This is a genomic window from Rhodococcus sp. BL-253-APC-6A1W, from assembly GCF_012843405.1.
Taxonomy (GTDB): Bacteria; Actinomycetota; Actinomycetes; order Mycobacteriales; family Mycobacteriaceae; genus Rhodococcus.
Window position 1 is genome coordinate 193,425 of record NZ_JABAFB010000003.1, and the last position, 12,642, is coordinate 206,066.

The 12,642-nt window shown below is 70.3% G+C and carries 12 protein-coding genes; 9 read left to right on the forward strand and 3 right to left on the reverse strand.

Annotation, left to right across the window (positions count from 1 at the left end; genetic code table 11):
* Positions 1 to 15: 15 nt before the first annotated feature.
* Positions 16 to 555 (reverse strand): SAV_6107 family HEPN domain-containing protein, encoded by a 540-nt coding sequence (locus HF877_RS05525; RefSeq protein ID WP_346765070.1) that lies wholly within the window; start codon positions 553 to 555, stop codon positions 16 to 18.
* Positions 556 to 823: 268 nt separating this feature from the next.
* On the opposite strand from HF877_RS05525, the gene HF877_RS05530 reads away from it, so the two are divergent.
* The 5 genes from HF877_RS05530 to HF877_RS05550 are packed head-to-tail and all read left to right on the forward strand — an operon-like array spanning position 824 to position 5,727.
* Entirely contained in the window at positions 824 to 1,417 is a 594-nt protein-coding gene (locus tag HF877_RS05530; RefSeq protein WP_296549101.1) for a GNAT family N-acetyltransferase, read from the forward strand.
* The gene (locus HF877_RS05535; protein WP_169620173.1) at positions 1,414 to 3,009 is read left to right on the forward strand and encodes an NAD(P)/FAD-dependent oxidoreductase; all 1,596 of its coding nucleotides are present in this window, start codon (positions 1,414 to 1,416) and stop codon (positions 3,007 to 3,009) included. Before HF877_RS05530 ends, HF877_RS05535 begins: the two co-directional genes overlap by 4 nt.
* The gene (locus tag HF877_RS05540) at positions 3,006 to 3,857 is read left to right on the forward strand and encodes a carotenoid biosynthesis protein (protein ID WP_169620174.1); all 852 of its coding nucleotides are present in this window, start codon (positions 3,006 to 3,008) and stop codon (positions 3,855 to 3,857) included. The genes HF877_RS05535 and HF877_RS05540 overlap by 4 nt, the downstream gene beginning before the upstream one ends.
* 38 nt (positions 3,858 to 3,895) lie before the next feature.
* Complete coding sequence (locus HF877_RS05545) at positions 3,896 to 4,579, forward strand: DUF3153 domain-containing protein (RefSeq protein WP_240952066.1); 684 nt, start codon at positions 3,896 to 3,898, stop codon at positions 4,577 to 4,579.
* A 23-nt stretch (positions 4,580 to 4,602) separates the two neighbouring features.
* Positions 4,603 to 5,727: a glycosyltransferase gene (locus HF877_RS05550; protein ID WP_346765071.1), complete on the forward strand. Its 1,125-nt coding sequence runs from the start codon at positions 4,603 to 4,605 to the stop codon at positions 5,725 to 5,727.
* Between the two features lie 24 nt (positions 5,728 to 5,751).
* Here the strand turns inward: HF877_RS05550 and metF are convergent, their stop codons facing one another.
* Positions 5,752 to 6,678 (reverse strand): methylenetetrahydrofolate reductase [NAD(P)H], encoded by a 927-nt coding sequence (gene metF, locus HF877_RS05555; protein WP_169620381.1) that lies wholly within the window; start codon positions 6,676 to 6,678, stop codon positions 5,752 to 5,754.
* Between the two features lie 211 nt (positions 6,679 to 6,889).
* Between metF and HF877_RS05560 the strand changes: the two genes are divergently transcribed.
* From HF877_RS05560 to HF877_RS05575, 4 genes are all read left to right on the forward strand, one after another.
* A complete protein-coding gene (locus HF877_RS05560; RefSeq protein WP_169620176.1) occupies positions 6,890 to 7,963 on the forward strand; it encodes a polyprenyl synthetase family protein in 1,074 nt (357 codons plus the stop codon).
* Entirely contained in the window at positions 7,963 to 9,537 is a 1,575-nt protein-coding gene (crtI, locus tag HF877_RS05565; protein ID WP_169620177.1) for a phytoene desaturase family protein, read from the forward strand. Before HF877_RS05560 ends, crtI begins: the two co-directional genes overlap by 1 nt.
* Before the next feature lie 92 nt (positions 9,538 to 9,629).
* Positions 9,630 to 11,267 carry an alpha-(1->6)-mannopyranosyltransferase A gene (locus HF877_RS05570; RefSeq protein WP_169620178.1) on the forward strand — a complete coding sequence of 546 codons (1,638 nt, stop codon included), beginning with the start codon at positions 9,630 to 9,632 and terminating at the stop codon, positions 11,265 to 11,267.
* Positions 11,268 to 11,275: 8 nt separating this feature from the next.
* Positions 11,276 to 12,244 carry a phytoene/squalene synthase family protein gene (locus HF877_RS05575; protein ID WP_169620179.1) on the forward strand — a complete coding sequence of 323 codons (969 nt, stop codon included), beginning with the start codon at positions 11,276 to 11,278 and terminating at the stop codon, positions 12,242 to 12,244.
* Here HF877_RS05575 and HF877_RS05580 read toward each other — a convergent pair.
* Positions 12,213 to 12,584 (reverse strand): Rv2175c family DNA-binding protein, encoded by a 372-nt coding sequence (locus HF877_RS05580; RefSeq protein ID WP_296549052.1) that lies wholly within the window; start codon positions 12,582 to 12,584, stop codon positions 12,213 to 12,215. The genes HF877_RS05575 and HF877_RS05580 overlap by 32 nt on opposite strands.
* Between the last annotated feature and the right edge of the window lie 58 nt (positions 12,585 to 12,642).

A 12,642-nucleotide genomic window follows, 5' to 3' on the forward strand; every position in this document is an offset into this window, starting at 1 on the left:
GGATGGGGACAAAAGTCACCGCGTAGAGGCGATTTCGGCACCTTCTTCACTGGCGAGATAGTCCTCGACGTCGTGGAGGAAGCGGCCCACCTCGTCGTAGAACTCGCCGGCGCCGTCGGCATCCACCGCTCGCGCCACCCCGGCTTCGACCGCGGTGCGCGTGGCGGAGCGATCGGCGAAGTAGTCCGCCCAAACCGCGAACGACTCGTCGGCGCGCGCCATCAGGACCCACGCGTTGCGTGTGCCGGGCCGCCGCAGCGGACGAGCCGGGGCGCGCAGCTCCGCCGCCGCCACCACCGCGCCCGCACCTCGCAGCGCAGCGAGATAGGCGAGCCGGAAGCGCTCGGGAGGGGCGTCCGCACCGGCAGCCGCGGACAGAAGTGCGTCCGCCTTGCGGAGCAGCGTGGCCGCGCGGGCGGATGTCGAATGCCCGGCGCATCGCGCGGCGCCGCGGGACGACTCGCCCGGAACGTGGCGTGGTCCTCGTATGCCGAAATCTATGGTGGACATGCCGTGCACCTCCTCGACCTCACCACCGGTGTCCGGTAGTGCCACCTACCACCGTGGTCTCGATGGTGGTATTACCGGTGTTCCGGTAGGAGCCCGGAGTGATCCGGGGATGTTCGCTTCCCTCGAACATCACCGGATCACCGGTATCGAACATGCGTTCGACGTATTGAATGATAACCGGACCCACCGACAACCCGTCAAGAGAAGGCGGCCCCCGATCCCAGACGAGCATCGATCCTCTGTGAACCCATCGAACGAACCGCCCGCCGAGACGGGCAACGACCGTCGTCCCGAGCCCTCTCGCGGCGCACCGATCTTCGTCGACCTGTCCCCCGCGGCGTTCCGGGCACACCTGCCCCAATTGCTGGCGGTCTACGTAGCCGCGATGAGATACCCGCGCGGGACGGAGCAGCATCGCGCACCGATGTGGTCCGAACATGCCGGGCGCGCCGGATGGCAGGCCGTCGCGGTCGCGCTTCCCGAGGACCCCGGAACCTTCGTCGGCATCGCCTACGGATACCGCGGCGACCCGCACCAGTGGTGGAACCAGCAGGTCCGCACGGGGATGCGGCACACGGGCCGGACGCAGGACTACATAGAGTCGGTCCTCGGTGACTATTTCGAACTCACCGAACTGCACGTGCGACCCGATATCCAGGGCCTCGGCCTCGGCCGGTCCCTGCTGTACCGACTTCTCCGCGACCGCACCGAACGCACCGTGTTGCTCTCCACCCCGGAGGTCCCGGGCGAGGACAATCGTGCGTGGCGGCTGTACCGGAGCTTCGGTTTCGTGGACGTCGTACGTAGATTCGTCTTCACCGGCGACGCGCGGCCTTTCGCCGTCCTCGGCCGCACGCTTCCGCTCGAACCACATCTCGCCCCTCCCGCTTCGACAGGACCCTCATGACGCCAGTTCTGGATACCCTCGTCGTCGGCTCGGGACACAACGCGCTGGTATCGGCGTGTTATCTGGCCCGGGAGGGCTGGTCGGTCCACGTGCTCGAACGTGACACCGTGCCGGGCGGGGCCGTGTCCACCGTCGAACGATTTCCCGGCTACGCGGTGGACCGCGGGTCGTCGGCGCACATCATGGTGCGGCACTCCGGCATCGTGGAGGAACTCGACCTCGCCGCACACGGGCTGAGGTATCTGGACTGTGATCCCTGGGCCTTCGCGCCGCCGCCTCCGAACACCGACCGTCCCGGGATCGTGTTCCACCGCGACCTCGACCGGACGTGCGTGTCGATCGAGAAGGCAGCCGGCAAACGGGAGGCCGACGCCTACCGCCGCTTCGTGACCGACTGGGGACCGCGCAGCGCCGCCGTCATGAAGTCGTTTGCGAACTCCCCGACCGGCCGGCATCTGCTGTCGTCGTTCTGGGGTCTCGACGCGAAGGACGGCGGCAGCGCACTGTCGCGCCGCTTCCTGACCACGGGCGACACCCTGCTCGACGAGTACTTCGACGACGAACCGCTCAAGGCCGCGCTCGCCTGGTTCGGCGCACAGTCCGGGCCGCCGATGTCCGAACCCGGCACCGCCGCCATGGTCGGCTTCGCCGCGCTGATGCACACGCTTCCACCGGGCCGCGCGATCGGCGGGAGCGGCGCCTTGACCCAGGCGCTCCTGTCCCGCCTCGAGTCGGACGGCGGATCGGTCACCTGCGGAGATGCCGTCACCGAGATCCGCCGGACCGGGTCGACGTGGACGGTGCGCACCGCGTCGGGTAGCACCTTCACCGCGCGCACCGTGATCGCCGGATGCCACATCCTCACCACCCTCGAACTGCTCGGGCAGGGCGGCTACGACCCCGACACACTGACACGCTGGCGCCGCGCGGTACGGGTGGGACCGGGCATCGGAATGGTGCTCCGACTCGGCACCGATGCTCTTCCCCGCTACCTCGGCGCCGACGAACCCGCCGACACCACCACCGGTCTGCAACTGCTCGTCGACGATCGCGCGCACCTTCGCCTCGCACACGGTGCTGCGATGGCGGGCGAACTGCCGCCGCGCCCCTCCGTGCTCGGGATGAGCTTCTCCGCGATCGACCCCACGATCGCCCCCGAGGGCGAGCACCAGGTGACCCTGTGGTCGCAGTGGCATCCGTACCGGCTCAGCGGTGGACGCAGCTGGGACGAGGTCGCCGAGAGCGAGACGGACCGGATCCTCGCGGAGATGGAATTGCGCGCACCCGGTTTCACCGACAGTGTCCGGCACCGGTACGTGCAGACTCCCGCCTCGATCGAGAGCGAACTGGGACTGCTGGGCGGCAACGTGATGCACGTCGAGATGTCGCTCGACCAGATGTTCCTGTGGCGTCCGCTGCCCGAACTGTCCGGCTACCGGGTGCCCGACGCTCCCGGTATGTATCTCACGGGCGCGTCGACCCACCCGGGCGGCGGGGTCTCCGGCGCCAGTGGCCGCAGTGCCGCGCGCACGGTGCTCGCGGATGCACGGGGCGGTGTACTGCGGCGGACCTGGAACCGGATCTCCCGGTGACCGATGCCGGCACCGGGCGGAGGGTCCCGGCGTGGCAGACGGCCGTGCCGGTCGCACTGGCCGCGGGCGCTGTGGCCGCCCAGATCGCCTATCCGCTCACCGAGGGAACCGCGCGGGACCGGGTCACGGTCGCGGTGGTACTCCTGCTCGCCGCAGCGTCCCTCACCCATGCCGCCGCGCGCCGCGGCCTCGGGTGGGCCGCGGTGCTGTTCGTGGTCTCCGCGGGCGGGGGTTTCGCCTCCGAGGTGATCGGGACCGCCACCGGCTACCCGTACGGCTGCTATGCCTACGCGGTCGACCGGATCGGTCCGGCCGTGGCGGACGTACCGCTCGTGGTTCCCCTCGCCTGGACCGCCGGCCTCTACCCCGTGTGGTGTGTCGCCACGCGCATCACCCGTACGGCCCCGGGCCGCGTCGCCGCGGTCACCGTCGGGATGGTGGGCTGGGACCTGTACCTCGATCCCCAGATGGTCGCGGACGGCCAGTGGGTGTGGTGCAACGGCGGTGGTCTGCCGGGCATCGCGCACATTCCCCTCACCAACTACGCGGGCTGGGTGGTGGTCGCCGCGGCGATGGCCACAGTCCTTCTGGTGTTCGACTCCCGCTCGAGACGCCTCTCACCCCGGCACGACACCGTCCCGATCGCGTTGTTCCTGTGGACGTGGCTCGGCTCCGCCCTTGCCCACAGCGTGTTCCTCCAGGCGTCCGAACTCCGCTTTTCCGCGATCTACGGTCTCGTCGTCATGGGGATTCTCGGCGTTCCGCTACTGCGGTCCCTCGTGTCCACGCCACCGGACGACTCCGAGGTGCGACTCGCCGCAACGACCCGGATGGCCCGCCGACCGTGACCGCGCCTGGCACCATATTCCCCGTGCAGCAGTCCACCATGTCTGTCCGCCGCGCCCTCGCGGTCGCGGGCCTCGTCCTTCTCGCCCTTCCGTTCCTCACCGGTTGTCTGCGGGTCCAGGCGTCGATGGGTATCTCGTCCGACGACCGTGTGTCGGGGCAGATCGTCGCCGCGACCATTCCCGCCGACGAGGAAGACGCCGGCCCACAGCTCGTGGCACCCCCGTCGCTGGAGGGCAAGGTCCAGGTCCAGCAATACGAGCAGGACGGCTATGTGGGCAGCCAGGTCTACTTCAGCGGTCTGACGTTCGGCGATGTGCAACAGCTGATGACGATGTCCGAGCAGGGTGCGGGGATGCTCCAGCTCAACCTCCAGCGCAACGGGGACCTGGTCTCGCTCAACGGCCGGGTCGACCTCGAATCGGCCCCGTCGCTGGGCACCGACGTGCAGTTCACGCTCGCCTTCCCCGCCCGGGTCGCGACCACCAACGGCACGCGTGAATCCGACTCCATCGTGACGTGGAAGCTGCCCGCCGGAGAGGTGAGCTCCCTGCGGGCCGAGGTGCGCTACTCCGACCCGAACACCCGGGGCCTGGCCGGATGGGCCGGAATCATGGCGGGTGCAACATTCGGTGTCGCGCTCCTGGTCGGCGTACTCGCCTGGTGGACCCGCGACCCGGTACGCCGGCGCACCACGGTGCCCGACGACGAGGACCGATCCTGAGCCGGGTCCGCCTCCCCCGCCGAGTGGTCGCGTTGGGCGCCGGTGCCGCTCTGTACGGAGCGGTCGTCGCGGCCGCCAACCGGTTCGCTCTGCCTCGCCTGCGCGAGGGAGCCGCCGTCACCGAATCGGTGACCGTGGTGGTCCCGGCCCGCGACGAGGCACCCCGGATCGCATCCGTGATCGCCGACCTCCGGGAACAGCGCGGTGTTCCGCGGCTGCGGGTGCTCGTGCTCGACGACGACTCCTCCGACGGCACCTTCGAGATCGCACGACGCGCGGCGGACAGCGATCCGCGGATCACGGTGGTGCGATCGAGCACGCCGCCCCCGGACGGCTGGACCGGAAAAGCCGCGGCGTGCGAGCGCGCCTTCTCCGAGTCCCACCCGGACGAGACCGGTGTCGTGGTCTTCATCGACGCGGATGTCCGGCTACGGCCGGGCGCGATCGCCGCGGCGGTCACACTTCTCCGGTCCCGATCGGCGGCACTGGTGTCGCCGTGGCCGTACCAGGTTGCCGGCACCGTGACGGAGCGTCTGGTGCAGCCGTTGCTGTTCTGGTCCTGGTTCTCGATACTGCCGGTCGCCGTCGCCCATCGCACCCGTCGTCCGTCGATGGCCGTCGCCTGTGGTCAGTTCCTCGCGTTCGATACGGCCGACTACCGCGCGATCGGGGGCCATTCCGCGGTCGCGGCGAGCCCGACCGAGGACCTCGACCTGGCGCGGACGTTGCGGCGGTCCGGGCGCACCACCGTCGTCGCGGCGGGCGGGCCGCTCGTGTCGTGCCGGATGTACGAGGGCCGACATACGCTGACCGGCGGCTACACGCGGTGGTTGTGGTCGGCGTTCGGATCACCGGCAGGCGCGGCAGCCGTCGTGACGGCATACGCAGTCGCCTACGTCGTTCCCGCCGTCGCCGCGGTGGCGGGGCGTGGCCGCACTCGCCGCTGGGGGGTGCTCGGCACCGGCGCGGCACTGTTGTCCCGCGCGGTCGCGCGATCGACGGAGCGGGGCGAGCGCCTGGACGCGGCGGACGCCCTCGGTATCGCCGCGCATCCGGTGTCCGTCGTCATCTTCGGGTGGCTGACCGCCGCATCCGTGCGGGCCCGCAGCGCGGGTCGCGCGGTATGGAAGGACCGCCTGCTGCCGTGACCCGGGGATCGGGCGGGCCGGGTCTCAGACCGGCTGCCCGGCCGGCACGGAGGAACGGACCTCGATCCCGAGCCGCGAGAGCACCTCGCTGGTCGCGCGGGCGAAATTCAGCGTGATGAAGTGCAGGCAGGGCGCGCCTTCCGCGATCAGCCGCTCGCACATCTCGGTCGCGACCTCGATGCCCACCTCGCGCACAGCGGCGCGATTCTCTTCGGGCCCGTCTCCGGCTGCGCGGACCAACCGCTCCTCGAGCGCGGCGGGCAGCTTCGAACCGGACAGCTCGAGGCTCCGGCGCGCCGAGCGCAGCGAGGTGATCGGCATGATCTCCGGAATGATCGGCTTGGCCGCCTGTTCGGGATCGCACGCGGCGACCCGGTCGCGCAGTCGCAGGTAGTGCTCGACATCGAAGAACATCTGCGTGATCGAGTACTCGGCACCCGCACGCAACTTCTGTACGAGGTAGCGGGTGTCGTGGTCGAGGTCCGGCGAGCGGTGGTGCCCCTCCGGGAACGAGGCCACTCCGACGTGGAAGTCGCCGAGGTCGCGCACCAGTCGCACGAGTTCGTCGGCGTGCTCGAGACCGTCGGGGTGCTTCTCCCATTCGCCGAGCGGATTTCCCGGCGGGTCGCCACGGAGCGCGAGAATATTGGTGATGCCGCGGTCGGCATAGGCACCGACCATCGCGCGGATCTCGTCGACGCTGTGCCCCACCGCGGTGAGGTGGGCGACGGGAAGCATCGTGGTTTCTTCGGCGAGGTCGCCGGTGACGCGAACGGTACGGTCCCGGGTCGATCCACCGGCGCCGTACGTCATGGACACGAAGGCGGGGCCGAGGCGCTCGAACGCGCGCACGGCTCGCCACAGTCGCGCCTCGGCGTCGGCGTCCCGGGGCGGGGAGAACTCGACCGAGAACGGAATCCTGCCGGACCGTGTGGCACCGAGACGGTCCACGATGGATGGGGTGCGGGACTCTCCGCTGTCCTCGGTCGCCCTGACCAGATCGTTTTCCACGCGTTCAGCATAAGGCGCGGGCATTCGCGTCCGGTCCGCGGCGACCCCTGCGGGGGCCCGATAGGGTGGACCGCGGTGCCGGGACCGTGGTCGTCCGACGGTGCCGTGCACATCGACCAGGAGGTTTGTCCTGTCCACCGGAGCCGATCCCGTGCCCGCCCCCTCACTCCCCGGACTCGTCGAGGACGCCCTGCGGCAGTTCTTCGCCACCCGCGCCGAACTGGTCGACTCGGTCGGCGGTGGATACCGCGACGCCGTCGCGACACTCCAGTCGTTCGTGCTGCGCGGCGGAAAGCGGGTCCGGCCGTCGTTCGCCTGGACCGGCTGGCTCGGCGCCGGCGGCGATCCGGCCGGACCTGACGCCGACGCCGTGCTGCGCGCCTGCTCGGCCCTCGAATTGGTGCAGGCCGGTGCGCTCGTCCACGACGACATCATCGACGCGTCGACCACCCGCCGGGGCTTTCCGACCGTGCACGTCGAGTTCGCGAGCGGGCACCGCAACGCCGGGTGGCAGGGTTCGGCGGAGCAGTTCGGTGAGGCCGCTGCCATCCTGGTCGGCGACCTCGCTCTCGTCTGGGCCGACGACATGCTGCGGGAATCGGGATTGTCCGCCGAGCAACTCGCACGGGTGACGCCGGTGTGGTCGGCGATGCGGACCGAAGTCCTCGGTGGCCAGTACCTCGACATCGTCGGTGAGGTCGCGTCGGACGAGACGGTCGAGTCCGCGACGCGCGTGAACCGATACAAGACGGCGGCGTACACGATCGAGCGCCCGCTGCACATCGGTGCGGTGCTCGCCGGCGCCGACGACGACCTGATCGCCGCCTATCGCCGGTTCGGCACCGACATCGGTCTCGCATTCCAGCTTCGCGACGACCTACTGGGAGTTTTCGGCGACCCCGCCGTCACCGGTAAGCCGTCCGGAGACGACCTCCGGTCCGGCAAGCGCACCGTACTGCTCGCACTTGCGCTCGAGTCCGCGGACGCGACCGACCCGGCTGTCGCGCGAGCGCTGCGCGAGGCGATCGGCGCCGACCTCACGGACGATCAGGTCGAGGAGATCCGCGGCGTGCTCGTCGACCTCGGCGCAGTCGACAAGGTCGAGCAGCGGATCACGGCCCTCACCGAAAGCGCGTTCGAGGCTCTCGACGCGTCCGGCGCCACCGAGGAGGGCAAAGCGCGGTTACGTGCGTCGGCGGTCGCCGCGACGCGCCGCGCCGCCTGATGACCGGCACGCGCGTCGTGCCCGGAGCCCACCGGGTGGTCGTGGTCGGTGCGGGCCTCGCCGGCCTCGCCGCGGCCCTGCACCTCCGTGGCGCCGGGAAAGAGGTCACCGTCCTCGAGCGCGCCGACACCGTCGGGGGCTGCGTCGGGACGTACACCGGCCCGGGTTACGAGATCGACAACGGCGCGACGGTGCTGACGATGCCGGAACTGATCGCCGACGCACTCGCCGCGGTGGGTGCCGATGCCGGTTCCGTGGATCCGCCACTGCGTACGACGCGGCTCTCCCCCGCCTATCACGCCCGGTTCGACGACGGCAGCACCCTCGACGTCCACTCGGACCCGGACGCGATGACCGCCGAGATCACGCGAGTGTGCGGAGCCGAGGAAGCGAAGCGGTATCTGCGCCTGCGCGCGTGGCTCGCGGACATCTTCGACGCGGAGTACGACCGCTTCATGGACGCGAATTTCGATTCGCCGCTCGACCTCGTCTCCTCTCCGGCCGCCGTCCGCGACCTGCTGCGTTTGCTCCGGATCGGCGGGTTCGGCCGACTCGGCACTCAGGTGGGCCGCCGGGTCACCGACCCGCGGCTGCGGCGGGTCTTCACGTTCCAGGCGCTCTACGCGGGGGTCGCTCCCGCGCAGGCACTCGCGGTGTACGGGGCGATCGCGCACATGGACACCACACTCGGTGTGTACACCGTCCAGGGTGGGATGCGCCAGATCGCCCGGACCATGGCCGCAGCGTTCGTCGGTGCGGGCGGGCGCCTGCACCTCGGCAGCGAGGTCACGGCGCTCGATGTCGACACGGGGCGTGTCACAGCGGTATCCACGGCGGCGGGTGACCGTTACGCATGCGACGCCGTGGTGCTCACGCCGGGCTCGCCCGTGGTGGACAGCCTGCTGCCCGCGCGCCGGCGTCGCCGGACGCTCGCCGCACCGTCGGCGGTCGTGCTGCACGGCACCGTCCCCACCGCGGTCTCGGGCGCATGGAGCGCCCGGCATCACCACGTCATCGATTTCGGTGGCGCGTGGGAACGCACGTTCGCCGAGATCACCCGGCGGCGAGGCCGTGGACGGCTGATGTCGGATCCGTCTCTGCTCATCACCCGGCCCGCTCTGTCCGACCCGGGACAGTTGCTCGAGCGTGACGGCAGAGAACACGAACCGCTCTCGGTGCTCGCACCGTGCCCGAATCTCGACAGCGCGCCGTTCGACTGGTCCGCGCTGTCCGGCCCGTACCGCCGGGAACTGCTCGCGGTGCTGGAGTCGCGCGGCTACCGCGGCGTCGCGAACGAGTTCCGGGTCGACCACGTCGACACGCCGGCCACGTGGCACGCCCGGGGCATGATCGCCGGAAGCCCGTTCGCCGCGGCGCACGTGTTCCGCCAGACGGGGCCGTTCCGTCGTCGCAATGTCGATCCGCGGTTCCCGAATGTCGTGCTCGCGGGGTCGGATACGGTTCCCGGAGTCGGTGTCCCCACTGTGCTCATGTCGGGACGGCTGGCCGCCGAACGGCTCGGGGTCCCGCGGACCCGACGGACTAGGGAGCCGGGGACATCACGCCTCCACTAAACTGTCACCGTTCGTCAGCACCTGTTCGTCAACATCGTTCGCCAGACCCTGCGCTCCGCGCCGGCACCGCTTCCGGGGAGGAACCCACACCCATGTCGTCCCCCGCCGCCCCCGACGCCGACCCGCAGGACCGATCGGCGGCGGATTCGGCAGCGTCCCCACCCTCTGACCTCCCTGCCTCGAAGAACCGGGCGCCGGACGGCAGAACGTCGGCCGGCAGGGTCACAGCCTTTCTGCGGAGCCCCGCCGGCAACGCAGCCCTCCTCGGGACCTGCGGTTCGGTGCTGATGACGTTCGGCAGCTTCGGCGCCGGTAGCGTCCGGCGGCAGGACCCGCTTCTCGAAGAGATGTTCCTGTCGTGGCTGCGGTTCGGTCACGGTCAACTGCTGTCGATGATCATCCTCTGGGTGGGCGTGCTGATCATGATCGGCGCGTGGGTCCGCGTGGGGCGCGCGACGCTCGCCGGCACGGTCGGCCTCCGCGACCTGTGGACCGTGCTGCCCGCCTGGACCGCGCCGCTCCTCGTCGCCACGCCGATGTTCAGTCGCGACGCATATTCGTATCTGGCGCAGGGTGCGATGCTGCGGGCCGGTTTCGATCCTTACACCGACGGCCCGGTGGTCAACCCCGGCGTCCTGCTCGACAACGTGAGCAACGTATGGACCACCACGACCACGCCGTACGGTCCGGTGCACCTGCTGCTCGGTTCCGGCATCACGGCCGTCACCGGCGACAATGTCGTGTCGGGCACCTGGTTGTGGCGGGTGACGATGCTGCCGGGCCTGTTCCTCATGGCCTGGGCCGTGCCCCGCCTCGCACGCCGCATGGGCGGCAACCCGGCGATCGCCCTGTGGCTCGCGGTGCTCAATCCCCTCGTGCTCATCCACCTCGTCGGTGGCGTCCACAACGAACTGCTCATGGTCGGTCTGATGACGGCGGGCATCGTGCTCGTCCTCCAGGGCCGCCATGTCGGCGGCATCGCCCTGGTGTCGGCGGGTGCTGCGATCAAGGCCACCGCCGGGATCGCGCTGCCGTTCCTGGTCTGGGTGTGGATGATCCACGAACGCGACCGGGCGCTCGCCGAGGGGCGCGAACCGGCGGCCCCGGTGCGGTTGTTCTTCAAGGCGGCGGCCGCCGGATTCGCGGTGTTCGTGGCGGTCTTCGGCGGTGCCTCGCTCCTCGCCGGCGTGGGTATCGGCTGGCTCACGGCGCTGTCCGGATCTTCGAAGATCATCAACTGGCTCTCGCTCCCCACCATGGTCGCGCACGTGGGCACCTGGATCACGCCGTGGCGACTCGGATCGATCCTCGATGTCACCCGCATGCTGTGTGCGGTCGCGCTCGTGGTGATCCTCGTGTGGGCATGGTGGCGATTCCGCCGCACCGAACGCGACGCCGTGCTGGGCATCGTCGTGGCTCTCACCGCCGTGACGTTGCTGTCCCCGGCAGCGCTGCCCTGGTACTACTCGTGGCCGCTCGCGGTGGCCGCGGCCTTCGCCATGTCGGATCGCACCCTGATGATCCTGGTCGCCCTGTCCACATGGCTCATGCTGGTCTTCAATCCCGACGGTTCGATCGGCATGTACAACATCGCGCACGTGGCGCTCGCTGTGGTGGCAGCCGTCATCGCCGCTCGGTCGCTGACCACCCGCGACCCGCTGCGCCTGAGTTCGCGGTCCCGCACCGCACAGGTCGAGGGTCCGGGCTCCGCACCTGTCGGCGGGGCCTGATCACCGGAGTGTTCGATCCGCAGGCTCCCCGACCACGCCCCGACGACCTCGACGCGGCGTTCGCACACTGTGCTCGTCTCACCGCGGAGCACGGGCGCACGTACCACCTCGCGGCGCGGCTGCTCCCGGCCTCGCAGCGACGCGCGGTCCACGCCCTGTACGGGTTCGCGCGGGTGGTCGACGACCTCGTCGACGTGACCGCGGTCGACGATCCCGTCGAGGCCGCCCGCGGGCTCGCCGCCACAGAGCGCCGGTTCCGGGCCGCTCTCGCCGGAGAACCGGGCCGGCCGGACGAACTGGGCCTCGTACTGCGTGCTCTCGCCGAGACGGTGCGCCGATACGATGTTCCGATCGCCTATTTCGAGGCGTTCCTCCGATCGATGCGCATGGATGTGCCCGGTACGCCCGAGCACCACAGCCACTACCGCGACATGGCCGAGTTGTACGACTACATGTACGGCTCCGCCGTGGTGATCGGTCTCGAACTGCTCCCGGTGTTCGGCGTCGACGACCCGGACGCGGTGCCGCACGCCTCCGCGCTGGGCACGGCATTCCAGCTCACGAACTTCATCCGCGACGTCGGTGAGGATCTCGACCGCGACCGTCTCTATCTTCCGGTCGAGCTGTGGGCGTCGTTCGGGGTCGATGTCGAACTGCTGCGGGAGGGCCGCCGCACCGGCACGGTGGATCCCCGTGTCCGGCGGGCTCTGGCCCACGCGGTCGCGCTGGCCCGCGCCGAATACCGCAAGGCCGAACCGGGTCTGGATCTGCTACCCGACCGGGTGCGACCGGGTATCCGTGCCGCGTTCGTGCTCTACGGACGGATCCTCGACGAGGTCGAGGCGAGCGGCTTCCGGGTTCTGGACCGGCGAGTGACGGTCCCGCGCCGCACCCGCGCGGCGGTGGTGCTCACGCAGTTCGTCGCGGGATCGGTCGGGGCGTCCGTCAGATGGCGGCAGCCTGAGCGCGCCGCATGACCTCGCGCGCCGAGTCGGTGTGCAGCGCGGCGATCGGGCAGTCACCCGGCAGCGTGTCGTCTTCCTGGAAGAGCCACTCGAGGATCTCTTCGTCGCGGAATCCACCGTCGTGGAGCAGGGCGAGAAGGCCGCGAAGCTGGCGGAGCACCTGCCCGTCGTCGCCGAAGAATGCCTTGGGCACCACGGGGACGCGGTTGCGCTTGAAGGCGAGCAACTGCCGGTCGCGCAGCATCTGGTGCACGCGGACAATCGGGACGTCGAGGCGTTTTGCCACGTCGACGAGCTGATAGACCGATATGGAGGGGTCGAGGACGTCGTCGCAATAGGGAATCGAACTCACTGCTCCACGGTATCGTCGCCTACCCGCAGCCATCTACGCGGCTGCCGCTTTTGTGGGC

What these genes read in the sequence shown, in the direction of transcription:
- HF877_RS05535 (WP_169620173.1), top strand. Translation starts at nt 1,414, where the DNA reads ATGACGCCAGTTCTGGATACCCTCGTCGTCGGCTCGGGACACAACGCG.
- HF877_RS05545 (WP_240952066.1), top strand. Translation starts at nt 3,896, where the DNA reads ATGTCTGTCCGCCGCGCCCTCGCGGTCGCGGGCCTCGTCCTTCTCGCC.
- crtI (WP_169620177.1), top strand. Translation starts at nt 7,963, where the DNA reads ATGACCGGCACGCGCGTCGTGCCCGGAGCCCACCGGGTGGTCGTGGTC.
- HF877_RS05570 (WP_169620178.1), top strand. Translation starts at nt 9,630, where the DNA reads ATGTCGTCCCCCGCCGCCCCCGACGCCGACCCGCAGGACCGATCGGCG.